General features: G+C 64.3%; 22 protein-coding genes, 1 other RNA gene and 5 pseudogenes. 9 read left to right on the forward strand and 19 right to left on the reverse strand.

Translation table 11 applies throughout. The annotated features are described in order from the left end of the window. Nucleotides 1-59: 59 nt before the first annotated feature. Genes ACFQJB_RS09815 through ACFQJB_RS09825 form a run of 3 tightly spaced genes read right to left on the reverse strand, consistent with a single transcriptional unit; the run spans nt 60 to nt 2,348 of the window. A complete protein-coding gene (locus tag ACFQJB_RS09815) occupies nt 60-923 on the reverse strand; it encodes a DUF7544 domain-containing protein (RefSeq protein WP_379726723.1) in 864 nt (287 codons plus the stop codon). A 59-nt stretch (nt 924-982) separates the two neighbouring features. Then, nucleotides 983-1,174, reverse strand: coding sequence for a DUF7544 domain-containing protein (locus tag ACFQJB_RS09820; RefSeq protein WP_379726726.1), 192 nt, complete (start codon nt 1,172-1,174; stop codon nt 983-985). 52 nt (nt 1,175-1,226) lie between these two features. Beyond that, a complete protein-coding gene (locus ACFQJB_RS09825) occupies nt 1,227-2,348 on the reverse strand; it encodes a M24 family metallopeptidase (RefSeq protein ID WP_379726729.1) in 1,122 nt (373 codons plus the stop codon). Between the two features lie 106 nt (nt 2,349-2,454). Between ACFQJB_RS09825 and ACFQJB_RS09830 the strand changes: the two genes are divergently transcribed. Further along, a complete protein-coding gene (locus ACFQJB_RS09830) occupies nt 2,455-3,324 on the forward strand; it encodes a COX15/CtaA family protein (RefSeq protein WP_379726732.1) in 870 nt (289 codons plus the stop codon). 58 nt (nt 3,325-3,382) lie between these two features. On the opposite strand, the pseudogene ACFQJB_RS09835 reads toward ACFQJB_RS09830, so the two are convergent. After that, a pseudogene (locus ACFQJB_RS09835) lies at nt 3,383-4,878 on the reverse strand (replication factor C large subunit). 112 nt (nt 4,879-4,990) lie between these two features. Here ACFQJB_RS09835 and ACFQJB_RS09840 point away from each other — a divergent pair. Together ACFQJB_RS09840 and ACFQJB_RS09845 are read left to right on the forward strand one after the other, a co-directional pair. Continuing rightward, the gene (locus ACFQJB_RS09840; RefSeq protein ID WP_120103425.1) at nt 4,991-5,428 is read left to right on the forward strand and encodes a pyridoxamine 5'-phosphate oxidase family protein; all 438 of its coding nucleotides are present in this window, start codon (nt 4,991-4,993) and stop codon (nt 5,426-5,428) included. Between the two features lie 128 nt (nt 5,429-5,556). Then, complete coding sequence (locus ACFQJB_RS09845; protein WP_379726735.1) at nt 5,557-6,264, forward strand: helix-turn-helix domain-containing protein; 708 nt, start codon at nt 5,557-5,559, stop codon at nt 6,262-6,264. 16 nt (nt 6,265-6,280) lie between these two features. Here the strand turns inward: ACFQJB_RS09845 and ACFQJB_RS09850 are convergent, their stop codons facing one another. The 8 genes and pseudogenes from ACFQJB_RS09850 to rnpB form a co-directional block, all read right to left on the reverse strand. Then, nucleotides 6,281-6,451, reverse strand: coding sequence for a hypothetical protein (locus ACFQJB_RS09850; RefSeq protein ID WP_379726738.1), 171 nt, complete (start codon nt 6,449-6,451; stop codon nt 6,281-6,283). A gap of 68 nt (nt 6,452-6,519) precedes the next feature. Next, on the reverse strand, nt 6,520-7,995 hold the full coding sequence (locus ACFQJB_RS09855; protein ID WP_379726741.1) for a lipase maturation factor family protein: 1,476 nt from the start codon (nt 7,993-7,995) through the stop codon (nt 6,520-6,522). 73 nt (nt 7,996-8,068) lie between these two features. Further along, nucleotides 8,069-8,443 carry a DUF5811 family protein gene (locus ACFQJB_RS09860; RefSeq protein ID WP_120103428.1) on the reverse strand — a complete coding sequence of 125 codons (375 nt, stop codon included), beginning with the start codon at nt 8,441-8,443 and terminating at the stop codon, nt 8,069-8,071. A gap of 83 nt (nt 8,444-8,526) precedes the next feature. Beyond that, a complete protein-coding gene (locus ACFQJB_RS09865; protein ID WP_379726745.1) occupies nt 8,527-9,006 on the reverse strand; it encodes a pyruvoyl-dependent arginine decarboxylase in 480 nt (159 codons plus the stop codon). Between the two features lie 111 nt (nt 9,007-9,117). Continuing rightward, nucleotides 9,118-10,341: a proteasome-activating nucleotidase Pan2 gene (gene pan2 / locus ACFQJB_RS09870; RefSeq protein ID WP_379726748.1), complete on the reverse strand. Its 1,224-nt coding sequence runs from the start codon at nt 10,339-10,341 to the stop codon at nt 9,118-9,120. Nucleotides 10,342-10,437: 96 nt separating this feature from the next. Next, nucleotides 10,438-12,245 (reverse strand): annotated as a pseudogene (pepF, locus tag ACFQJB_RS09875) (oligoendopeptidase F). 24 nt (nt 12,246-12,269) lie between these two features. Next, nucleotides 12,270-13,124: a tRNA pseudouridine(38-40) synthase TruA gene (truA, locus tag ACFQJB_RS09880; protein ID WP_379726751.1), complete on the reverse strand. Its 855-nt coding sequence runs from the start codon at nt 13,122-13,124 to the stop codon at nt 12,270-12,272. A 60-nt stretch (nt 13,125-13,184) separates the two neighbouring features. Continuing rightward, nucleotides 13,185-13,567: RNase P RNA component (rnpB, locus tag ACFQJB_RS09885), an RNA gene on the reverse strand. A gap of 117 nt (nt 13,568-13,684) precedes the next feature. On the opposite strand from rnpB, the gene ACFQJB_RS09890 reads away from it, so the two are divergent. Next, complete coding sequence (locus tag ACFQJB_RS09890) at nt 13,685-14,287, forward strand: TIGR00296 family protein (RefSeq protein WP_379726754.1); 603 nt, start codon at nt 13,685-13,687, stop codon at nt 14,285-14,287. 18 nt (nt 14,288-14,305) lie between these two features. Here the strand turns inward: ACFQJB_RS09890 and ACFQJB_RS09895 are convergent, their stop codons facing one another. The 5 genes and pseudogenes from ACFQJB_RS09895 to ACFQJB_RS09915 form a co-directional block, all read right to left on the reverse strand. Next, complete coding sequence (locus ACFQJB_RS09895) at nt 14,306-15,478, reverse strand: nicotinate phosphoribosyltransferase (RefSeq protein ID WP_379726757.1); 1,173 nt, start codon at nt 15,476-15,478, stop codon at nt 14,306-14,308. 54 nt (nt 15,479-15,532) lie between these two features. Continuing rightward, nucleotides 15,533-15,703 (reverse strand): PGF-CTERM sorting domain-containing protein, encoded by a 171-nt coding sequence (locus tag ACFQJB_RS09900; protein WP_379728020.1) that lies wholly within the window; start codon nt 15,701-15,703, stop codon nt 15,533-15,535. A gap of 224 nt (nt 15,704-15,927) precedes the next feature. Then, nucleotides 15,928-17,094 (reverse strand): annotated as a pseudogene (locus ACFQJB_RS09905) (Hvo_1808 family surface protein); the annotation flags it as partial. Nucleotides 17,095-17,125: 31 nt separating this feature from the next. After that, nucleotides 17,126-17,695, reverse strand: a complete 570-nt coding sequence (locus ACFQJB_RS09910) for an NUDIX hydrolase (protein WP_379726760.1) — start codon at nt 17,693-17,695, stop codon at nt 17,126-17,128. Nucleotides 17,696-17,895: 200 nt separating this feature from the next. Further along, nucleotides 17,896-18,309: an Lrp/AsnC family transcriptional regulator gene (locus tag ACFQJB_RS09915; protein WP_120103437.1), complete on the reverse strand. Its 414-nt coding sequence runs from the start codon at nt 18,307-18,309 to the stop codon at nt 17,896-17,898. A 96-nt stretch (nt 18,310-18,405) separates the two neighbouring features. On the opposite strand from ACFQJB_RS09915, the gene carA reads away from it, so the two are divergent. The 5 genes and pseudogenes from carA (at nt 18,406) to ACFQJB_RS09940 (ending at nt 21,553) form a co-directional block, all read left to right on the forward strand. After that, complete coding sequence (gene carA, locus ACFQJB_RS09920; RefSeq protein WP_379726764.1) at nt 18,406-19,467, forward strand: glutamine-hydrolyzing carbamoyl-phosphate synthase small subunit; 1,062 nt, start codon at nt 18,406-18,408, stop codon at nt 19,465-19,467. 90 nt (nt 19,468-19,557) lie between these two features. After that, nucleotides 19,558-19,949: pseudogene (locus ACFQJB_RS09925) on the forward strand (DUF5778 family protein). A 70-nt stretch (nt 19,950-20,019) separates the two neighbouring features. Beyond that, the gene (locus ACFQJB_RS09930) at nt 20,020-20,241 is read left to right on the forward strand and encodes a hypothetical protein (RefSeq protein ID WP_120103440.1); all 222 of its coding nucleotides are present in this window, start codon (nt 20,020-20,022) and stop codon (nt 20,239-20,241) included. A gap of 97 nt (nt 20,242-20,338) precedes the next feature. Then, on the forward strand, nt 20,339-20,587 hold the full coding sequence (locus tag ACFQJB_RS09935; protein ID WP_120084019.1) for a hypothetical protein: 249 nt from the start codon (nt 20,339-20,341) through the stop codon (nt 20,585-20,587). Nucleotides 20,588-20,677: 90 nt separating this feature from the next. Then, on the forward strand, nt 20,678-21,553 hold the full coding sequence (locus ACFQJB_RS09940) for a homoserine kinase (protein WP_379726768.1): 876 nt from the start codon (nt 20,678-20,680) through the stop codon (nt 21,551-21,553). A 107-nt stretch (nt 21,554-21,660) separates the two neighbouring features. Here ACFQJB_RS09940 and pdxS read toward each other — a convergent pair whose 3' ends face one another. Continuing rightward, a complete protein-coding gene (gene pdxS / locus ACFQJB_RS09945; RefSeq protein ID WP_379726771.1) occupies nt 21,661-22,569 on the reverse strand; it encodes a pyridoxal 5'-phosphate synthase lyase subunit PdxS in 909 nt (302 codons plus the stop codon). A gap of 151 nt (nt 22,570-22,720) precedes the next feature. After that, nucleotides 22,721-24,198: pseudogene (gene secY, locus ACFQJB_RS09950) on the reverse strand (preprotein translocase subunit SecY).

Below are 24,198 nucleotides of genomic sequence, written 5' to 3' on the forward strand. Positions count from 1 at the left end.
ATCAGCGGAGATGCGGAAAAATCTGTGCCGGAGACAGCGGCTCAGATAACCATCACCGATTACTCAACGACGGCCGACTCGCCGCCGTCAGCGTCGGTGGTCGTCGCAGGTCGCAGCCGCAGTTCCTCGTCGCAGGCCGCCAGCATCGCCACCTCGTAGTTCGTGACGTAGGTCAACACGGCGATCTGCACCGGCAACAGCAACACCCAGCCGATCAACAGCGTCACCAGCGCCAGCAGGCCTAACACCAGAAGTGCGGCAGGCGAGGCGGTCACCGCGCTGACGCTTCCAAAGACGCCGAAGACGATGACGAGGGCGATCACGCCGCCGATGGTAAGCACGATCCCGTAGACGAGAACCGAGAGGATCGCTCGGGCGATGCCGACCGCCAACAACAGCAGGAAGTGGACGACGAGGTAGACGCCGAACTGCGACAGTTGCCCGCGGAAAACGGGCCAGAATCGCCGCCACCCGTCGAGGACGCCGCTGTCGGTGATGACCATCGTCGGGACGACGAACTCGCCGGTGATCCGGCTCACGATCGTCGAGAGGAGCATGACGCCGATGACAAGGAGGCCAGCCGCCACAAACACCAGCGGGCCAACCGGAATGTCGGCAACTGCGAAGAACACCACGAGTCCAGCGAGCGGCCCGACAGTCAGCAGTCCGAGCCCAAATTTAAACACATACAACCGGGTCGCCTGGCCGAATCGACGTTTGGCCGGCTCGATAAGCCGTACGGTGTCGGTCTGGAGATCGTCGTAGAAGACGAATCGCAACGTCTCCGTGAGGAGGCCGAGCACCAGCACGATGGCGAATGCCAGGAGGCCGATCGCAACGAGGATCCCGAGTTCGGCACCGGCCATCTCAAACAGTTCACTCGGCGGCGGCACCTCACCGGTCGGCGGCACGCCGGCGGTCACGTTACCGTCGGGGGCGAACTCGCCACCCGTCGGCGAAGCGGTGATGTTCTCATCCGGGGTTACATTGCCACCGGCAGGGCCATCGCCGGGGAACGAGGAGGGAGGTTCAACAGGCCGAGGCCGGAGCCACCCGTCCCGACGAAGATCGAGATGAGGGCGAGTTTCAGCCATCGACCGACAGCAAACGGGGACAGAAACGACCGAGTTTCCTCGATCGCTTCGTCGACACTATCGATCGCGTGCCATGACATATGTGTGACCAGTCCTGACGCCCTCAAAGGGGTTTCGAAGGCTCAAATCGCGTTAGGGATCCCGATGCAGCACCGCTGGCCGGGTGAGTGTGGCGTCGCCGTCGACGGCGTCAACGGCGGCCACATCGATCGTCGGCCACGCGTCGGGCAGCGTCAGCGGTTCGATGGTGTTGTCAGTGACCAAGACGGTGCCCTCGCTTTTCGCGCCCTGCACGGTCGGATTCCACGCGTAGGCCATCGGCGTGAAGACAGAGGCGTCGTGATCGGGCGTGGCGATCCACTCCCGGCCAGCGAAGCCAGCGGCCCCACCCTGATGGTGGTGTGTCCACTCATCAGGCCAGTCGACAGCGGCGTAGGCCCGCTGGATGGCGTCAAACACGTCGCCGGCGGTGCCAGCGTCGGCTGCAGCCTGCTGGGTCGCCGCCAGCGCGCTTACCTCGACGGCTGCAGCAGCGCGGTGGCGGTCGGCGAGCCAGTCGGGCGCGTCGAAGGCAACCGTTCGGGTCGCACTCGCATAGAGGCCGCCGCGGTGGGCCGTGACCGACAGCAACGCGTAGTCACCAAGTGCCGTCTCGGTCGGCGTGTAGTGGCGGTATGCCTGGGCGCGCTCGTCGCCACCGACGAGAACCACCGGCGCGACGAGCCCGCGGGCTTCGAGTGCCGCCCGGAGTTCGGTGGCGACCTCGCGTTCGGTGTCCGTGGCGGCGATCGACCGCCCGACAGCCTCGATGGCCGCGGCCACATCCGCGCCGACCGCCCGATAGCGATCGGTATCAGCGTCGGCCAGCGGTTGGCGGAGCGTTGTTGGGTCGACCATCTCACAGCCCGGCACGTCGAAGTCGGCGGCGGCCGGCGTCGGCGACCGCTCGGCGACAGCCTCGGCCAGCGAGTCGGCATACCAGTCGGCGGCGTCGACCGTGAACTCGGACGGAAGCTCTTCGTCGCGGAGCCGCGGGGCTTCGATGGTGTCGGTGACGACGCGGAAGCCGGCCTCGCGGTCGTAGCCGGCGGCGGCGACGCCGACCGTCCCCTCGCGGTCGACAACGTTGCTGCCGCCGGTCAGCCACGCGAAACTGTTGGGGCGGGCAAACCAGACGGCCGCGAGATCGGTCGCATCGAGATAGGTAGCAAGTCGTGCCCGGCGGTCGGCTAACGGCGGCGTTGCGGGTGGCATATCACGCTCTTGGATTGCAGCTACTTGAAGCCGGAGCACCGCCATCCGAATGCAGTGAACGCGCGTGTGAACAGGTCTAAATAGCCAGCGACCCGACTTGCGGCCAATGCTTGAACGCCCAAACTGGTTCACGTTTCGACGGTTTGCGGCGGTCACGACAGCCCTGACGGTGTCGCTGATTACCCTCGGCGTCTACACCTCAGCGACCGGCTCCGGGCTGGCCTGTCAGGCCCAGTGGCCGCTGTGTTCCGACCAGTTGATCCCGACGCTGACGATCAACCCGGATTTTATCGAGTGGTTCCACCGGTTCGTTGCGATGATCACCGGCTTCTTCATTCTCGGGACGGCCGGCTGGGCGTGGCGACGCGGTGATCGGCGGACGACACGCGCCGCTGTCGGGGCGGTTGTCCTGCTCCCGCTGCAGATCTCGATCGGCGCGATCACCGTGACGATCAACGGGCTCGTGCCGTGGGGGTATGCGGTTCCGACGCATGCGGCGCACCTCGTGGCCGCGCTGTCGATCTTCACGCTGTTGTCGCTGACGACGATCTACGCCTACCGCGAGCACCACAGTCGCCCGCCACGCACACGGAGTCGACGCGCCCTCGGTGTCACCCTCGTTGCCCTGCTGGTCAGTGGGCTGTTTAGCCGTGGCGTCCCGCTGTTGCAGTATTCGACAGGGGCCCAGGCGTGGTATTACGCCGTATCGCTGGTCGCGGTCGTCGGGCTGTTGGCGACGGTTCACTGGCTGACCGACGTTGACCGTCTCGGCCGGCAGTTGGCCGGCCTCGCCCTCGGGATCCTCATCGGCACCATGTTGATCGGCCGGGATCTCATCGTCTACACGCCAACTGTCCAACTGCTCAATTTCGGGCTGTATCTGGCTGCGGTGGGGCTCGTCGCCGCCGGACTCTGGCGGCTGTTCGGGAGGGCACAGTCGCCGTCGACACCGTTCGGAACCGAGCACTCAGAGTAGGACGGATCGTCGACACTGAAACCGGTTCGTGACGCGAGTATAATCCGCTCGCCAACAGCTACATGAAGTCGTTGAGCCCGGCCTGATTCTCATCGTCATCAGCAGTCTCGGCTGCGTCGTCGCCACCAGTGTCGGCGTCGCTATCGGAGCGACTCGCCTCGCTGTCGTCACCCTGTTCGGGGGAGTCAGGATCGCTGTCCATCCCATCGTCGTCGCTGTCGCCGCCACGGACGCTCCCGGCAAACGCGCCGCCGGAGTGGGCTTCGATCGCCTCCGCGCGCAGTTCCTCGGCGTCGGCGACGATCGACTCAACCTTGTTCGTTGACTCGCCGCTGCCGGTAATGAAGGAAACCGCCGCTTCGTCGAGGTCGTAGGCCGCCGTCATCGCCACGGTCAACTCTCGGGGGTTGCAGTGGTGTGTCATCGCCGACAGGAAGGGCAACACCGCTCGGCGGGCGGTGTCGATGCTGAGCCCGCTCCGCTCGGCGATCCGCTGGCAAACTTCGTCGGCGGTCTCGTTGGAGCCGGGCCAAAACTGCGGGCGGTTGTAGCGCGTCCAGCCGCCGTTGGTGCCGTCGCGAGCGGCGGCGACCCCAGCGGCCGCGTTGTCGGTCGCGTACCGCCAGTAGCTGTAGTTTTGGGTGGCGCGCACGCGACCCAGCCAACGGTCGGCGTTGGCTAAGACGTCGTAGGCACGAGCGGCCTCTTTGGGCTCATAGACCGCCAGCAGGTTGTTTTCGAGCCACTTCGTCAGATCATCGGGTGTCTCATCGACCCGGTAGGCCGACTGCAGGGCCTCCTCAGCAGATTCTTCCTTGAGAACGGCATCGAGAAACGGAAAGAGATCCATCGCCCGATCCCGGCCGCTGGTGACGACATCCTCAGCCGTGATCGCATCGCGGCCTTCCGCGGCGGCCTGGAGGTCTTTGATCGCCCCCGGAGGTCGCCGTCGTTGGTGTCGGCGATCACGTCAAGGGCGTCCTGTTCGTACTCGATGTCCTCGCGGCGACAGATATCCCGGAGGACAGGAACGATCGATCGACTCGACACATCGCGGAACTCGATGTCCTCACAGGCGTTTCTGAGGCCGCGGGACATCTCGTAGAACTCGTTGGCGATCAACACGATCGGTTGGCTGGCGTCTTTGACCAGCTTCGTGATCGCCGACGCGCCGCCGCGGTCGTAGGTGCCGTGGATGTTGTCGGCCTCATCAAGGATGACGAGTTGGCGGCTTTCGGTGTCGCCGCCGCGCGCGCCGCCACCGCCCGCACTGCCAGCCAAGGTGGCGTTGTTCGCCGCCCGCCCGGCAAACCGCTCGATCACGTCGGCCGTCCGCTGGTCGGAGGCGTTGAGTTCGACCGTCTCCCAGCCCATATCGTTGGCCAGCGCGTGGGCCGCGGAGGTCTTGCCGACCCCCGGCGAGCCATAGAGGATCACCGCCTGTCCGTGGTCGTCCCACGTTTCGGCCCACTCGTGGAACGCATCGCGGGCTTTGTCGTTGCCGCGAACCTCCGAGAGGGTCGTCGGACGGTAGCGTTCGGTCCAATCAGCCATTATCCGGATGTGGCTCGTCGCTTGCTTAGTGGTTGCGACCGCGGGTGACCCGGCAGTCGAAAGCAATAGTTCCGCCGGTAGATTCATGCAGACTGTCCTGAAAGTGTGTGGTATGACAGATCATCAATCACACGCGATGGACGACAACGAGATCGGTGCCCTGCTCGGTACCGGCGGCACCGGCGTGATCGCCTTCGCCGACGAGGACGAACCATACGCCATCCCGATCTCCTACGGCTACGATGACGACGCCGAGGCGTTCTACATCCGATGTGGGTTTGCCCCCGACAGCGAGAAACGCCGGTTTGTCGACGACGGCGTCACGGCGTCGTTGGTCATCACCGACGACACCGGCACCTGGCGGAGCGTCATCGCCCGTGGGCAGCTCACCGAGATTTCCGAACCCGCGATCGAGGGCGGGGCCGCCCAAAGCATCCGCCGGATGAACATCCCCTACGTGACGATTCACGAGACGCCAGCGACAGCGATGGAGTTTGAACTCTACCGACTTGACCCCGAGTCGGTCACCGGTCGCAAGGAACAGCCCTGACCGGCCGGGCGATACGACAACACCAGCAGCCAGCGAAAGACGTACGACAGTTGTCTAATCTGTGGTTCGACAGATTTTTCCCAAACCGTCGGTAGCGGTGATATGGGACAACTGGCGGTGTGTCGGCGATGACGACGACCGTTCGTGAGGATCTCGCCCACCGGATCGCCGGTGAGGTCACACTGAGTGATGATCCCGGAGCCACGCTGAAAAAATGGCGTACCGATTTCAACATCTCCCAGACGGAGTTGGCCGCCCAACTTGACGTGTCGTCGTCAGTGATCTCAGATTACGAGAGCGGTCGGCGGGAGAGCCCCGGCATCGGCATCGTCCGCCGGCTGGTCACCGCCCTGCTCGATGTCGACGAGACCCGCGGCGGTAGCCACATCCGGCAGTACGGCCGCGTGCTGTCGGCCGGCTTCGAGAGCGACATCGTCCACGACCTCCGGGAGTATCCGGCCGCCCTCCCGCTTGATGACTTCTACGACGCCCTCGACGCCACCGAGGTCAGCGAGGGCAAGTGGGATTACGTCAATGGCCACACCGTCATCAACAGCATCCAGACGATCACCCGCCTGAGCAACGAGGAATTTTATCGGCTCTATGGCCAGAGCACCGACCGCGGCCTCGTTTTCACCAACGTGAGCCGCGGCGAGGGGCCGCTGGTCGCCATGCGCGTCGTCACGCCGACCCCGAACGCGGTCGTCCTCCATGGGATCGAGGCCGACGACCTCTGGGAACACGCTCCCGCCCTCGCCGAGATCGACGGCTTCTCGCTGGCGACCTCGACCCGCGATCTCGAGGAGGCCCTCGCGGAGCTACGAGAGTTGGCCTGAGCGACGGCGACGACGCTCAATATTCGAGTTGGCTGTTGATTCCGACTGCGAGCGCGAGAACGCCACCGACGGCGACAGCAACGCTCCCGAGCCACGCCTGCGAGGAGGGATCGGCGATCTGACTCCCCCAGAGGCCAGCGAGGAGGGCGAGACCGCCGGCGACGATGAACTGGACGAACCGTTCCATCGCTTGGGTCGTCGTTGCCGCGGCGACGACGAGAATGTTATCGTTTTACCCAGTCACGTGGCACCGGCTCAGAACGCCCGGCGGCGACACCCGATTCCACCCTCGCGCAAGTCAGCTTCCGAGATCGGCATCACGTACGTGCCGACCCGTTCACGTCGCCACCAGTCGCCGGTGTCGGCGCGCTCCTCGCGGGTCGTAAAGCGGTAGCGATAGCGACGCACACGGAGTTGTTCCGGCGGCGTGTCGGGGAACGGATTTGATTCGAGCAGCGACAGCGTCGCCGCGTCGTTCTCGAAGAGGGCCGCGAGGAAGGCTGTGAACCACCGCTGTCGCGGGCCGGGTTGCGGTCGCATCGCGGCGAACCAAAGTTGCCAGTCCAGTCGCAGGTGGTAGGGCGCCCACTGCGGCGGTCGCTCGTCGGTGCGGACAGGCTGGCCCTTGAACTCATAGGCCTGCCAGTCGTCCTCGGTGGGATTGGGCGCCGTCGTCCCCTCGACGACCAGTTGGAAGCGGTCGGTCGTCACCGAGCCGAACGCACCGTAGGTGTTGACGAGTTTGAGCGGGTCGAAGGCGGTGTTCATCACCTGCGACCGCGAAAGCATGTTCGCGGTCGGCTGGATGCTGAGCGCGACGACGACGATTGCAAGAAGGATCGACGCCGCTGAGAGCCAGGCTGGCGTTGCCGTCGTTGCGGGGACGGTGATCGGCAACACAGTCGTCAGAACGCCGTCGCTGAACAGCGCGACCGACTGGACGATAGTCAGCGCGTTCAGGAACGCGAAATTGCCCGTGAGCATGAGCCAGCCCTGAAAGCCGATGGTCGCCACGCCGGCGGCCGCAGCGAACGGCTGCGGGGCGAAATAAAGAAAGGGCACCGCGAGTTCGACGACGTGGTTGCCCAGTGTTTCGAGCCGATGGAACCGATCCGGCAACCGATGGGCAAACCAACTCAGCGGGTTCGGGATGGGCTGGGTTTCGTAGTGGTAATCGAGACACGTCAGGTCGCGCCAGCAGTCGTCGCCGCGGATCTTGATCAGCCCCGCGCCGAACATATTTCGGAACACCAGCCACTTCAACAGCCAGATCACGACGACCGGTGGCTGACTCGGTCCCGCCCCGAGGAAGACAGCGAGAAAGCCGGTTTCCAACAGCATCGACTCCCAGCCGTAGCCGTAGAAGACGCGGCCCGCGTTGACGAACGACTGGTAGAGTCCCCACAACACCAGCCACAGCAGCATCGACGCCGGAACCGCGTAGGGTGCCGGGAGCCAATAGGGGCCAGCCAGCAGCGCGATAGTCGAGAGGGCGACACCAGCCCACGCCGCGAGCCCGATAGCGCGGTCGCTCGGGACGACGTAGAACAGACTGGGTCGCTCCCAGAAGGTGGTGCCCTCGACGTACTCTTCGATCGGGAGCAACCCGTCCTCACCGGCCAGCGGGCGGAACTGGGTTGCGGCGACGAGAAACGCCAGCAGGTAGATGACCGCGAGGCCGCGCTGGAAGACGAAGCGAACGAGCCAGTAGCTCCCGGGCTCCGGCAGCATACGCGACGCTGGTGGCGTCAACGACAAATACGTACCGCAAACCGACGACTGCGACCGTCAGAAACCCGCGTAGCTATCGGGCGGTCGGCGTGATGCCGTCGCCGACGGCGTCCATTACTTGGAGGACAGCACTGGCAGCCAGCCCTTGGGCGACCTCGCGTTGGGTCTCGTCGTCGAGACCGGCTTCCAGCTCATCAACGTCGGGCGTGTAGCCCGCGGTCACGGGGTGGCCGGCCGGCGGGTCGACCGCGACGGTGGCGGTCGGGCCGCCGTCTTGGAGTTCCGAGCCGACATGGTAGCCCTCCGGGAGATACGACTCCGTCTCAGAAACGATGGCTGCGACAGCGTGTCGGAGCGCGCGCTTCTGGCCGCCGGAGAGTTCGACATCGGCGGTTGGCTGGTCGTCGATGCCCATCCCGGCACCTGCCCCCGGATAGTTTCCGTTCATTTGAGAGTCAAGGAAGATAGGTGCGGCCGTGATAAAAAGGCGTCGGCGACGGCGATCCTCCGGGCGGCGTTGGATCGGCGGCGTCAGCAGATCGGCTCGCTGTCGCCGTAGGCTGCGAGCACGACCGCCGCGGTGTGGCCGCCACCGTCAGCGTCGACCGTGGACACAAGCGTGTCGCGATCGGTGAATTCCCACTCGCGGAGCTCACAGCCGGCATCGAGTCCGCGGCGGGCGGCAGCCTCGACAACGTCAGGATCGGTGCCGGAGGCTTCATAGAACAGTCCGGGGCCCGGCCCAGTCGCCCACGCGATTGCGGTCGTCGCCGTCTCGGCCGCCTCGTCGGGGCCGACGACAGACCGCCCCTCAACGACGGTCAACTGGTTGCCGGCTGCCCCAAGATCCGGCGCGCGGTCGACAACCTCGATCGTCGCGTCGGCCGGGATCACCGAGGAAACGGCCACCAGATTGTAGTTGTGGAGGTTCGCGTCGGCGAGTGCGGCATCGTAGGCAGCCATCGCCGTGGGGGCGCGGCCGATCCCGCCGGCGACGTGGATCGTCGTCATTACCATACCGCGGCGGCCCGGCGGGTAATCGGTTACGGATCACCACGAGAAATGAAACGGGGTCACGTAGCCGCTGTTGGTGGATACCGCCGTCAGTCGTCGATAGCGGAATTAGTGACGGTAGCGCACGACGCCGTTGTCGGTCTCGTTGTCGTCGAGCTTTTCGCGGGCGTCGTCGATATCTTCCCGGGAGACGGTCGTCCGGTCGTCGCGGATGGCGAACATCCCGGCCTCGGTGATGAGACTCTCGATGTCCGCGCCGCTGTAGCCATCAAGCTCGGCTGCGAGGTCGGCAAAGTCGACATCGCTGTCAACGTTGATCTGCTGGCTGTGGATCTCAAGGATGCGCTCGCGGCCCTCGGCGTTCGGCTTCGGCACCTCGATGAGGCGGTCGAAGCGGCCCGGGCGCAAGATGGCCTCATCCAGCATATCGAAGCGGTTCGTGGCGGCCATCAGCTGAATCTCGCCGCGCTCGTCGAACCCGTCCATCTCCGAGAGCAGTTGCATCATCGTTCGCTGTACCTCGGCGTCGCCGGAGGTTTTTGAGTCGGTTCGCCGGGAGGCAACGGCGTCGATCTCGTCGATGAAGACGACGGCAGGCTCGCGTTCGGCCGCCAGCGAGAACAGATCGCGGACAAGCCGTGCGCCCTCGCCGATGAATTTTTGGACGAGTTCGGAGCCCGTCATCTTGATGAACGTGGCGTCGCTCTCGTTGGCGACAGCCTTGGCGAGCATCGTCTTGCCGGTGCCTGGTGGGCCGTGCATCAGCACACCCGACGGTGGGTCGATGCCGACGGCGTCGAACTGCTCTGGGTTTTCGATGGCGTCTTCGACGGCCTCCCGCACCTCAGTCACCTGGTCGTCGATCCCGCCGATGTCGTCGTAGGTTACGTTGGGGGATTCGGTGACTTCCATCGCCTGTGCTCGGGCATCTGTCTCGTCGTCAAGCACCTGCTGGATGCCGAAGGATTCGTTGATTGCGACGCGGTCGCCGGATTCGAGTTCGTCTTCCAGCTCCGGCGTCACCTCGGTGAGTACCTCCTGGTTGTTGCCGTGCTGTTTGATGACGACGTTGCCGTCGTCGGTCAACTCCTCGACGCTGGCGATATAGAGGGCGGCCGTCTTCAACGCCTCATTGCGATCTTTGAGCCGGCTGACCTCCTGGTGGAGGTCGGTTCGCTGTTCGGTGGCTTCCGAGAGCCGGGTTTCGAGCTCCTCGTTGACAGCCATAAGCCGCTTAAAGTGTTTCTTGAGTGCCGACAGCCGCTCGGCGGGCGACATCTCAGGATCCAGATCCAGCCGTGGGCGGTCGGGAATCGACGGGCTACGTGACATTCGTTATGTGATTCGGTCTGCCGGTAAATGTGCCTTTGGGTCGCGGGGAATGTGCCGTGGTACCACGGTTCTTGTCAACGACACCGATCGAACGGCTCAGCGCAGCTCGTCGATCCGATCGAGATACGTATCGTAGACGCCGAGGGCCGATTCGATGGGGTCGGCACTGGTCATGTCGATGCCGGCGAGTTCGAGGGCCTCGATCGGGTAGACGCTGCCGCCGGCGGCCAGCATCTCTCGGTAGTCGGCAGCAGCCGACTCGTCGACTGCGTCGGTAGCTGAATCGCCGAGAACCCCATCAACGATGGCGACCGCCGCGGAGATGCCGGTCGCATACTGGTAGACATAGAAGTTGTAGTAGAAGTGCGGGATCCGCTGCCACTCGCGGTGAATCCGGTCGTCGATGACGGCTGGCTCGTAGTAGTCGCTCTTGAGCCCACCGTAGAGTTCGTCGAAGACATCCGGCGTCAGCGGCTCGTCGTTCTCGGCGCGTTCGTGGATCTGCTGTTCGAACTCGGCAAACATCGTCTGCCGGTAGAGCGTCGACCGGAACCGTTCGAGATATTCATCGAGGACGTGCAGCCGGAGTTCGTCATCGTCGACAGTCTCAAGCAGGTGCTGGGTGAGCAGTGTCTCGTTGACCGTCGAGGCGACCTCAGCGACGAAGATCTCATAGCTTGCGTCGTGCCACGGCTGGGCCTCCTGTGCCAACTCCGAGTGCATCGAGTGGCCCAACTCGTGGGCAGCGTGAACATCGAGGAGATGTCGTCCTGGTAGTTCATCAGGATGAACGGCTGAGTGTCGTAGGTGCCCGAGGAGAACGCACCGGATCGCTTCCCGCGGTTTTCGTACACGTCGACCCAGCGGCTGTCCAGCCCCTCGGCGAGTCGATCGCGGTAGGCCTCGCCCAGCGGTGCGACCGCCTCGATGATCCACTCCTTTGCCTGCTCGTATTCGACATCCGGCCCCTCTTCGCCGGTGATCGATGTGTAGAGATCCCACATCTGCAGGTCGTCGACGCCGAGGGCATCGCGTTTGATCTCGGCATGGCGATGGAGGGAATCGAGGTTGTCATGCACGGTCTCGACGAGCGTATCATAGACTTCGACGGGGACATTTGGGCCATCGAGAGCAGCCTCGCGGGCTGTCTCGTAGTTCCGGGCGTGAGCGACTTTCACGTCCTTCCGTACCTGCTTTTTCAGCGACGTGCCGACGGTGTTGCGGACGGTCTCCCACTCGTCGTAGTAGGCCTCATGGACGCGCTGGCGAAACGCGCGGTTCTCGTGTTTTTGCAGCGTCGTGAAGTTGGCCTGGCTGATCTCGATGTCCTCGCCGTCAGGGTCTTCGACGGTCGGGAACTCCATGTCGGCGTTCGACAACATCGAGTAGATCTCACTCGGCGACGACGTGACCTCGCCCAGCTCCGCCAGCAGCTCCTCGACTTCCGTCGAGCGGGTGTGTGGCTTGCCCCGGAGCACGTCGTCGAAAAAGTGTTCGTACTCGGCGAGGGCCGGCTCCTCATCGATGAATTGCTCGATGTCGTCCTCGGTCAACTCCTGTAGCTCGGGCTCGATGTAGGAGGTCGCACTGGAAGCCTCCGAAGAGAGCGCTTCAGCTTTCCCCGAGAGGGCCTGATACTCTTGATTCCGCGTGTCCTCGCTGGATCGAAGGTTTGCGTAGACAGACAGCTGAGCGACCTCGCGCATGATCTCTTCGCGGAGTTCGAGCAGTTCCAGCAGCGTCTCGGGACTTTCGGTGACCCGGCCCTCGTAGGCCGCGAACTCCTCGATTCGCCCGGAGATCGTCTCGAAGTGCTCGGCCCACGCCTCGTCAGATTCGAATATCGATCCGAGTGCCCACTTGTGTTGCTCGTCGATTTCGGCCCGTTCGGGAACCGTACTCATACAGGAAGATGGCCGACAGCGCGACTAAAGGTTGTCCTCCGCATCGTCGAGGTGATCGGCCAACGTCGTACTAACGCGATGGCCGACGAACGCATCGCGTGCGCGCTCGCCGAAGGCGTCGACGCCGCTGGCCGCGGCTCGGGAGTCGCACTCGAAGTCGACGCCGGGATACGCGACCACCGACAACACCAGCGGTTCGGGCGACGCTGTCTGGGGCCGGGGATCGACCGCGTCGTCGCCGAGCAGCGACTCGATCCACGATAAGGGCTTGTTACCGGTGCCGACAGCCTGGACGACCGCGACAAACCGGCGGACGAAATGGCGCGGAAAACCACCGGCGGCGACGGTGAGCACCAGCACGTCGCCGTCGCGGTCGATGCTGGCGGTGATATCACGTTCGGTGCCGGTGTCGTCGGGCGTCAGATTGTGAAAATCGTGGTGGCCGCTAAGCGCATCGACCGCGTCGGCAGCCCGGTTGTCGTCGATGGTGGGGCGGCCATCGAGCGGTCGGTGGGCGGTTCCGTTCGGCGGCGCGTAGAGCTGATAGATGTACTCGCGTCGCGCCGTGTCGTGAGTCGCATGGAAGTCGGCGTCAACATCGGCACTGGCCCACGCCCGAATCGTCGCCGGTAACTCACTGTTGAGCGCGCGCGGCGAGAGCCACTCGGGGCACTCGAAGGCGACCGTCTGAGCGACCGCCGACACGCCAGCGTCAGTGCGGCCCGCCGCAGCGTAGCCCGTTGGTTTGTCGGCTTCCGGCGGCAGGATCGATAGCTCGCGGAGCGCGTCGAACAGCGCGCCCTCGACGGTTGGCACCGATGGCTGCCGCTGGAAGCCGTAGAACGGCCGGCCGTCGTAGGCAAGGCGGAACGCGCGCATCAACTGGCTGTTCCAACGCGGCGGCGAAAAGAGTTCACCTGTCGCTCACAAATTGATCCGGGTTGAGAGGAGTAAGCCCCCTTCTGTTTCGACCCGACATTCGGCTGAGCAGTCGCGTCGTGTTCGGACTACCTCGGCGGCCGGCGACCACACCGCGTGGCCGACCGACCGCCTGACGCGACCTTGCACCGGTGAGGATTCACCGTTCCATCCATTCCTGCCCTTCTCGCGGCGAAACCCGCATTCCTCAGTGGATTAACTCCCTTTCCTTACGGATCAGTTCGCGCACCTCATCGGTCGGGGCAGGGGGTCTCGTTGCTGTTTCAGCGCCAGCCGTCTCCGACTCCGGGCTTGCGCCCGGTCACCTGTCCGAACGGTGGGGGGACTTTCCTCATGGGGGTGCCCGCTGGCACCACGCCCACGGGGATCGGGCTCTCTCTACCCGATTGATATGGGCTCAGCGGTCAGATAAACGGTTCGGTGGGGCAGTTGGTCGTCGCCCGCGATTCCTGCACAACGAATGGGAAGAATTGAAGTCGGCAGCCCCCATGGATACGTCTATGTCCGAGGCACAGACCGTTCAGCTGAGTTATGATGACGGTGCACGAGCGGTCGAGCTTGCGCGGGAAGCAGTCGAATCGTACGTCCTTCATGGCCAACGCGAACACCCAGGGAGTATGCGAGATGCCTTCTACGCCCGAACCGGGGCCTTCGTCCGCATCCAATCAACACGCGGACGGGGGCAACTCCGCGGCTGTGCCGGGGCCTATCGCACCGACGATCAGCTCGGCCACGCGATCGTCGACGCGGCGATTCAGGCCGCCTCGTCTGATTCGGCAGGCTCGGAGATCGGCGCAAAGGAGCTCTCGGATCTCTCGATTTCGGTCTGTGTCGTCAGCAACACGCTGCTGACAAACGATCCCATCGAAGATATCGAACTCGGCACCCACGGTGTCGCCCTCGACACCGGCAACGACCACGCCTGGCTGTATCCAACACTCCCCGTCGAGCAAAACTGGAGCAAGGAAAAGTATCTCTCCTTGGTCTGTAAGAAGGCGAATGTCTCCCCGGTTGCCTGGCAGGACGACGAAACAATGATCACCCTTTTCGAAGGCCAAGTCTTCCGCGAGCGACCTGACGGCGGCAGCGTCGAAGCACTCTAACTGCGCGAGGCGAGCGTGCTACACCCGGTCTGTCCGACCAAATCCGACCAGCGACGCGTCGCGGGCGGCCCGCTCGGTGGCTCCCGACAGCGAGAGGTCGAAATCGTCGACAACGTCGCCATCGCGGATGAGCGGCTCCAACAGCGGCTCGCCGTCGGCCGGTGCGTCGCCCGCGCGGTGGCCGACGTGGTGGCCGCCGTCGGCCGTCCGGTAGACCGATTTTACCCCGGAGAGCTTGCCGCGTTTCGAGATCGCCTCGCCGTCGACCTCGACGATATCGAGGGCAAAATCGACGGGATCGGCGTTTGAGATCGTGCTCCCAACCCCGAAGCCATCGGCAACGTCGCGCAACGCCCGAAGGTCGTCGACGCCGAGCCCGCCGCTGAGGAAAATATCAACGTCCTCGTGGCCGGCGGCGTCGAGTTCCCACCGGACTTCGCGGATGATATGCCGGAAGTCACCGCGCCGCGAGCCGGTGGTGTCGAGCCGGACGCCGTCAAGAGCATCGCCGAGGGCGTCAGCCGCCCGGAGCGACTCGTCGACCTCGTCGCTGAACGTGTCACAGAGGGCGATCCGCTGGACATCGTCGCCGGCGGCGGCGTCAAAGGCCTGCCACGCGGCTTCCTGCTCGCCGCGACCGAAACACAGCAGGAGGGCATGCGGCATCGTCCCGCTGGCCTCGCGGTCGATCTGGTCGCCGGCAGCAACATGCGAGAATCCATCAAGCCCAGCCAGCAGCGCGGATCGCTCGACGACCGCCGCGATCGAGGGGTGGACGTGCCGTGCCCCGAACGACAACACCGGCGAGTCAGGAGCCGCCTCCCGAACGCGTCGGGCGGCGGTAGCGATTCCCGACGCGTGCGACAGAAAGCCGAGCAGCGCGGTTTCCAGCCGGGCAAAGTCGAGATACGACCCCTCGATTCGCATGACCGGCCCGCCGTCGAAACAGTGGCCCGGCGGGATCGCGTCGACATCGACCGCGTGGTCGGCCAGCAGTGCGGCCGCATCTTTCACACCGGCGAGCAGTTCGAACTCGCCGGTAGGGAACTGGTCGGCGGTCACCTCAGCGACAACTGTGGGGTTGCGGTCTGCATGGGCAAGCGCGGCGTCGGTGCGCTCGAAGTAGGCGTCGGTCGCCCGGCCGCTGTGGATGGCCGCAGGTGAGATGATATCGAAATCGAGGTCGCGCATAGCCCGGCTTCGGCGGCGGTCACAAAAAGCCCGGTGGCCCGCGGGTCGCTGTCGTCAGTCTCGCGGTCGGGTGGCCGACCACGCGAGGGCCCATCCGGCAGCGAGCAACGCGAGAAGCGCACCAGCGACACCAAACCCGGGAATCTGATCGCTCGTCGCCGACGGTGTGAGCCCGGGGGCGAGCTCTCGCAGTCCGTCGGTCGTCGGCGCGTGGACGATCCGCACCCGGGTGCCGTCACGTTCGATCCCGTAGGCTCCGGCGAAGGCATCATCGTCAAGTTCGTAGATCCCGGGATCGATTTCGGTAGCGTTGCGCGCCGTGAGAATAGCTGTATACGCGCGATGGAACTCGGCGGCGTCATCGGTCGTCTGCCATTCGGTTGTCCAGACGTAGCCGTCATCGTCGCCGCGGCGGTAGGGGACGAGCGCGTCGCCAGCCCAGCCGTCGGAGGGGGCGCACTGTAGGTTCGGCTGTCGTAGTCGCCCTCGGATTCATACAGCGTCCCCGGATCAACGGTGTCGGCCCCGACGGTTGTCGCCTGATACCAGAACATGACGAAGATCGACGCCTCGCCGGCGACCTCAGTGCCGTTGCGGCCCGGCTCACTGTAGCGGTGCCAGCCGGCGGTCGCCGTGGTCGACGGCTCGATGGGGGAGACGGTGACCGGTTCGCGGTGGATGATCTCACTGGTCGTCGTCGGGGGATCGACCATCCGCTCGTCGACACCCGCCCACCCCTCTGTGGTGACGATCTCGTGGACATACCCCGGGCCGTCGGCGTACGGCTGGAGGACGACCGTCAGGATGCCGCGGTTGGTCGCTCCGCCCTCGCCGCTGGTCGGGGACGCTCGTTGACACCGCCAGCTGTCGTCGTCACAGCGGTGTCTGTAGCGGGCTTCGATGTAGCCGGCTTCGCCCTCATAGAGGCCGGTCACCGCCAGATCGGCGTCCTGTGTTTCGCCCCTGAACCGGGGGCTGGTAAGGTCGTGGCGTTGATCCTGTAGGGCGTGGGTCAGCTCGTGGATCAGCGTTGCCTCGCTGACCCGCGGGGCATCGGGGTCGTCGGCGACGATGACGATCTCGTCGCGTGTCGGGCTGTAGAGCCCGTTGACCGAGCCCGTTAGCGTCTCGGTGATCGCTGTCTGTGTGCTGGTGTTGTCGCCGACGACAAACAGCGCCTTCCAGACCTGATCGTTCCAGCGGGTGTATCGTGGATCAGAGCCGTTGGGTGCCAACTCATCGCGGCCGAACGTCTCGCTGTCGACAACCCGGATCGGCACCGATTCGGTGAACGGTTCGCCGCGGAGGTACTCGACGCGAGCCATCGAGCGAGCCAGCAGGCGATCGCGTTCAGCGGCGTCCAGCCCGTCGACCTGCGTGACGTTGATCGGATCGTCATGGCAGATCCCATCGACACAGCCGAGGCTTGTGTTTGCGGACGGTGAGTGACTGGTCGGGGATATCGGTGGCGACGGTGGCGCCCCGACTGATGTCGCGGGCGTTGCTGTCGACGCTGCTGTCGCGGGTGCCGCTGTCGCCGCCGCTGCTGGCACGACAGTGCTGATGGCAAAAAGGACAAAGGCGACGACAAGCAGCGATCGACCGCGGCGATCCATACCGATCACACGTAGCCGGGCCTCAAGAACGTTACTCGGCGTCGAAGTCCCGGCGCATGGCGATCTCGAACCACGGACAGAGCCGCAGTTGGCGGTACCACTCTGGGTGTTCGTGGAGGTGGTCGTAGTCGACCCATAACAGACCGCCGATCTCCTCCTCGTCGGGATCGAGCGTCGTGTCTTCGAGCGTCACCTGCAGGACAGCACAGACCTCCCACTCGACGCCGGCGTTCTCATAGTAGCGTTTGTACTCAAATCGGTCGGTAAGCTCGACCTCGTCGTACTGGTCGGGAGTGACGCCAAGCTCCTCTTCGAGTCGCTGGATCGTCGCATCGACCTGGCTTTGGCCCTCGACAGGATGGGAGGCGACGGTGCCGTCCCAGTGGGTATCCCAGAGGCGTTTTTCCGGGCTGCGCTGGGCGAGCAGGAGTCGTCCCTCGCCGTCGAAAACGAGACAGGTAAACGCCCGATGGCGGATCCCATCGCCGGTGTGGGCATCGAGGCGGTTGACCAACTCCTGTTCGGTGTCGTCGGCGTCGACGGCGATCACGTCCTGGCCAGCGTTTGCGTGGCGGTCGTCGCCCGCGTCGTCAGCACTCATAGGTTGGTATGTACACAGCGGGGTCAATAAGGGTTCGATACGGGTCGCAGCAGGGTTCCGTGGTAGCAATCAGATGAGACTCAACAGTTCAAGCACGATATCAGCCGCCCACTCGTACCACGACCGCGAGTCGCTGTCGGTGTCATCGTCGTCGGCCATATCACAACGAGTTCGGAATCTGACAAAGTGTTTGTGACGGTCTACCCGAGCCGTTCATCGAGAATCAGCCGCGTTTTCGTTCCCTTGACCTCGTCTAACTCGCGGGCTTGGCTGATCAGATCGTTGACGGCTTGGGTATCGACGCAGTCGACGACGAGAACGATGTCGTCCTCGCCGGAGACCTGCCAAACGAAATCGACCTCCTCCCAGTCGGCCATCCGCTCGGAGACCGCGCTGGTGGTGACGTTCATGTCGACGGAGACTTCGATCATCGCCTTCACATTCCCGGTGCGCGTGGTAACGGTGAACCGCTCGATGATCCCCTCGCTGGTAAGCCGATCGACGCGGTTGCGCACGGTGCCCTCCGAGGTGCCGATCTCGTCGGCGATCTCGGTGTAGGGTGTCCGGGCGTCCCGCCGTAGGATCGAGAGGATCTGCCGGTCGAGATCGTCCATGCCGTGAGATGTGCCGGCAGGCCCTTACCGATTACGAATTTCGTAACGAATCTTCGAACGACGCACTTATTAGCGATCACCGATACGTATCTCGTAATGTCAGACGCCTACATCGCGTTAGCCGACGGTCGCGTGCTGGAAGCGCGCTGCCGTGCGCCGGGCACCACCCGCGGCGAACTCGTATTCACAACCGCCTATACAGGCTATGAGGAAAGCCTCACCGATCCCTCCTACGAGGAGCAGATACTCACCTTCTCGTATCCGCTAATCGGCAACTACGGGGTGCGAGCCGACCGCTTCGAATCGAGTCGCATCCACCCGCGTGCCGCCGTCGCCCGCGAGTTCACCGAAGAGATGGCAACCTGGTTCGAGTCCGAGGGCGTCCCCGCGATCGACCACATCGAAACGCGTGATCTCGTCACCTCCATCCGCGAAGACGGCGCGATGAAATGCGGGATCGCCGCCGGCGAGGACGTCACCCCGGAAGACGCCAAAGCCGAACTCGACCAGTGCAAGGAGATGAGCGACCACACTGAGATCGGCCAGCAGGTGACCACGCCCGAGCCGACCGTCCACCGCGGCGGCGGCGAGGCCGACGTGGCCCTCATCGACTGTGGCGCGAAGGGATCGATCATTGATTCGCTCACGGAGCGCGGCGCGGACGTCCACGTGCTGTCGTGTCAGACCACTGCCGATGAGATCCGCGAACTCGATCCCGACGTGCTGTTTATTTCCAACGGGCCGGGCGATCCCGCAAACTTCCAGAACGCCCAGTCGCTCGTCGAGGCGTTCGCCGGGGAAATTCCGATCGCCGGCATCTGTCTCGGCCAGCAGATCGTCGCCCGCGCCTTCGGCGGCGACACCGAGAAGATGGCCTTCGGCCACCGCGGCGTCAACCAGCCTGTCCGCGACCTTGAGACCGATCAGGTCGTCATGACGACCCAAAACCACGGCTACACCGTCTCCGACCCGGGCGATCTTGCGGTCACCCAGCGCAACGTTAACGACGACACCGCCGAGGGGCTGGCCGACGACGAACGTGGGATCATCACCCGCCAGTACCACCCCGAGGCCAACCCTGGCCCGCATGACTCGCTTGGCTTCTTCGACGACGTGCTCTCGATGGTCGACACGCAGTCGGCTGTCACCGCCGACTGAGGCGCGGCGTCGAAACGACCGGGTCGAATCGACCACCGCGAGCCGGAAATCGGCAGTCGTTTACTGCTTGCTGATCGAGTTGTCGGCATCATGGCTGACGTGCTCGATCAAGATCTTTACGAGCGAACCAAGGCATTACTCGAACCCGGCGACATCGAGTTGGCGGGTGTCATTGTCCACACCGATCTCTCGGGTGAGGAAGCCCTCGAAATGCAGGAGCTCACCGTCGACCTCAACGATGTGATCGCCGCCCACACAGACAAGGGTGAAAGCTACATCTACGCCGGCAACGACGACCCCGAGTTCGCCTCCAACCAGTTCCACGGGCGAACCCAGAGGACGATGAATTCGTCTGGGAGTGCCAGCAGCTACTGCGAGACGGGCGGTTTCATCTCGTCTTCTACTATGAGGCGACCGCGGATCACGCGGGGATCATCGAGGCGATGGAAGACCGCGATCTGTCGGTGACGCCGGTACCGTAGTCGACTGCCGACAGCAGGCGGTGTCGACGACAACCGAGAGGTTGAGTAGGCTGGCGACCCAACAGGGGGTATGGCAGAGACGACGTTGCGGGAGTTTCTCAGCACGGATGCCCTGCTGTTGGCGACGGTGTTGCTCGTCGGCGTCGCCGGCTCCGGGGTCGCCCGGTGGAGCCTCGGCCAACTCGGGTTCACGACGCTGGGCGAACTGGTCTACATCGCCGGCTACGGCGGGATGGTTGTCGTCGTCTGGTATGGCTGGATTCGGCCGCTGGATATCACCGGCCCGGAGTAATGACAGTCCCAATACAGATGGGAAGGCGAGACACCGGCAGTTGCGGCGACAGAGAACGGAACTTTAATGCGCGTTTCAACGACACCTCCTACTAGGCATGCTGCCGTTATTCATCGACGCGATCCTGGTCGACTACAACATCGGGCAGTTCCTGCTGCTCGGGTTCGTCCTCACGACCCTCGGTGCACTCCCACTGAAATCACAACAGGTGATCGGCATCAACACGATGCTGTTCGGCGTGATCTTCGTGTTGACGCCAGCGTCGCTGCTGCCGAACGTCTACCTCTTTTTGGGGTTGACGCTGTTGGTCATCGGCCCGATGGTCTACGTCACCGCCCGTGGATGACGATCGCGGGCCGATGAGCACGACGGCAGCCACCGGCCGGCGGCGGCCGGCTTCGCTACCTTTTTCGGGCGACTGCGATAACCCCAACGCATGATTACGGTTCGGGCCCCGGCGACGAGCGCGAACCTCGGCAGCGGCTTCGATGTCTTCGGCGTCGCCTTCGACCGGCCGGCCGACATCATCCGCGTCGAACGCGCCGAGCAGACGACCATCGACATCACCGGGGTCGGCAGCCAGTATATCCCGACTGATCCCGACGCCAACACGGTCGGCGCGGTCGTCGACGCCTTAGACGCACCGGCCCACATCGAGATCGACAAAGGCGTCCGACCAGCCTCGGGGCTGGGCTCCTCGGCGGCGTCGGCAGCCGGCGCGGCCGTCGCGCTCAACGAACTCTACGATCGCGGGCTCAGCCGATCAGAGCTCGTCCCCATTGCCGCTGAGGGCGAGGCCGTCGTCTCCGGGACGGCCCACGCCGACAACGTCGCCCCATCGATCCTCGGCGGGTTTACGATCGCCACCGCCGACGGGGTCGAATCCGTCAGCACCGATATCTCGCTTGTCGCCTGTCTGCCGGAGATCGCCGTCTCGACGCGGGATGCCCGCCGGGTCGTCCCCGAAACCGCACAGATGGCTGAGGTCGTCGAGACCGTCGGCAACGCGGCGACGCTGGCTGTCGGGATGTGTCGCGGCGATCCTGATCTCGTCGGTCGCGGGATGGATGATCCGCTGGTGACGCCCGCCCGCGCGGAGTTGATCACCGGCTACGACGCGGTGCGTGAGGCCGCCGTCGACGCCGGCGCGACCGGCGTAACCGTCAGCGGAGCCGGCCCGTCGGTGCTGGCGGTCTGTCGTGCGGGCGATCAACGGGCGGTCGGGAGTGCAATGTTGACCGCCTTCGATGACCACGAGGTCGACGCCCGCGTCTATCAGACGCAGGTAAGCGACGGCGCGACGATTCTGTAGCGTGTGCCCTCGGTGTCACTGAGAGACGAGTAAACAAAAGCAAGAAGAAAACGGCGCGAACAGCGCAGCCGGAAATGCCGCGTTAACAGCGTTGCTGTTGTGCCGAGTTAGACGCCACGGCCCTGCAGCTTCTCGTCGTCGTCGAGATCGACGTTCGCCTGGCCGCGCATGCCCTTGCCGGGATCTTTGGCGATCTCTTTCAGGGCCTCAGGGTCGTCGTAGTTGTTGACCGCGGCGACAACCGAGGTGCCCATCGCTTCAGGGTTCTCCGCGCCGAAGATACCCGAGCCGACGAAGATGCCGTCACAGCCGAGCTGCATCATCAGCGCGGCGTCAGCGGGCGTGGCGATCCCGCCGGCAGCAAAGTTGACGACCGGCAGCCGGCCCATCTCAGCGGTCTCATGGACGAGCTCTCGTGGCGCGCCGTGTTCGCGGGCCCACTCGTCGCGTTCCTCGTAGGCCATCCCGGTGAGTTTGCCGATCGCTCGCTGGATGTTACGCTGGTGGGTGACCGCCTGGTTCACATCGCCGGTGCCGGCCTCGCCTTTCGTGCGGATCATCGCCGCACCCTCGTCGATCCGCCGCAGGGCTTCCGGGAGATTTCGCGCACCGCAGACGAACGGTGCGGTGAACTCGGTTTTGTCGATGTGGTAGCGATCGTCGGCTTGGGTAAGTACCTCGCTTTCGTCGATCATGTCCGCGCCCGCGGCTTCGAGAATCTGGGCCTCGGCGGTGTGGCCGATCCGGGCTTTCCCCATTACCGGGATCGACACCTCCTCGGCGACTTCTTCGAGCGCGCCAGGGTCGGCCATGCGAGCGACACCACCGCGTTTGCGGATATCTGCGGGAACGGATTCGAGATGCATCACCGCGACCGCGCCGGCATCCTCGGCGATTCGGGCCTGTTCGCGGTTGACGACATCCATGATGACGCCGCCTTTCTGCATCTGTGCAAAACCGCGTTTGACCAACGACGTCCCACGCCGCAGCGTCTCTAAATCGGTTGCCTCCGACATACCTTTTGTAGGGGACGAACGCACTTAACGCGTGCTTTTCTCGGGATTATGACCGACGAGACAGCGGATTGTCGGCGAACAGCGCGGTCACTCAGACCGGTGTTGTATCAGAAGCAGCGGGAAAAATCGAGGCCGAAAATCGGTATGGCGGCTACTCGTTGCCGAACATCTGGCGCATCATCGGATGCATCTCCATGAGCTGCTCTTCGGCGATCTCCTCGTAGAGCTTGTACGTAATGGAGACCGTCAGCAGCAGCCCAGTGCCAGAGACATTCCCGATGGTGCCGAGCATGTTCGCCATCACCGCAAGCAGGCCGACCAGCGCGCCGCCGATAACGGTCACCTGCGGGATGTACCGCTCCATGACCTTCTCGACGACCTGCGGGTTTCGCCGGAAGCCAGGGATCTGCATCCCCGAGTCTTGAATCTGCTCGGCGGTCGCCTCCGGGCCCATCCCGGTGGTTTCGACCCAGAAGATCGCAAAGATCGCGCCGCCGACGATCATGAAGATCAGGTCGATCCCGACCCGAATCCCGATCTGCCAAGGGTCGATCCCGCCGGGCGTCAGCCCGAGGAACCACATCCAATCCTGCCGCGACTGGATCGGCGCGAGGTAGTAAAACAGCCCGCCGATCGGCTGGCCGTCGCTGTACTGGCCGAGGATCGCCGGCAGTCCGTTGCCAAGCTGGCTGTAGAGGATCTGGCCGACGAACTGGATGTTCGCCTGCAACGCCCGCACGAGGATCATCGGCAGGACGCTCGCGTAGATCAGCTTCACCGGGAATCGGCCACGGGCCCCGCGAACGCGGGTGTGGCTCAGCGGGATCTCAACCCGCACCGATTCGGCGTAGACGACGATCACGAAGATCAACAGCGTCGTGAACAACGCCAGAATGCTCCCCGGATCAAACAGGATGCTCTGGAACCACTGGCCGGTAAACGTCGGCCCAAGCGAGAGGTCACCAAAGAGAATCCCGTACCAACTCGCAAGGATCCCGGTTGTCGTGCCGAGGCCCTGCCAGCTGAGGATCCCACCGATGAGCTGTTGGCTCACGCCGGCGATAATGAAGAGACCGACACCGGAGCCGACCCCCATTTGCTGACGATCTCATCCAAAAACAGGATGAGGATACCGCCAACGAACACCTGCGCGAAGATGATCAGCTGCACCCCGAAGGTGCCAACCCCAAGCGATTGGCCAAGGGCTTGATTCGCTGGGAGGAAGCCGCCGCTGAACACCATCGGCGCGGCGGTCAGTGCCGTCATGACGACGACGAGGAACTTCTGGAGCCCCTGATAGAGGATCTGATCGCGTGGATCATTCTCCGTATCAAGGCCAAGGAGGTTCGCACCACCGAGCAGCTGCAAGACGATCGAGGCGGTGACGATCGGGCCGATCCCGACCTGCAGGACTGAGCCCTGCCCGCCGGCGATGATCGAGCGGAACTGTCCGAAGATGTCGCTGCCTTGGCCACCCAAGCCGAACAGCTGGATGTTCGTCAGGAAGAAATACACCATGAGGACACTCGCTGTCCACAGGAGCTTCCGTTTGAACGGCACGTGGCCTTCCGGCCGTGCCACTGTCGGCATGCGGGTGAGAACCGGTTCGGCGGCCTCCTTCCAACCCAT

The sequence above is a fragment of the Halonotius sp. GCM10025705 genome (assembly GCF_042662885.1).
GTDB classification, from domain to species: domain Archaea; phylum Halobacteriota; class Halobacteria; order Halobacteriales; family Haloferacaceae; genus Halonotius; species Halonotius aquaticus.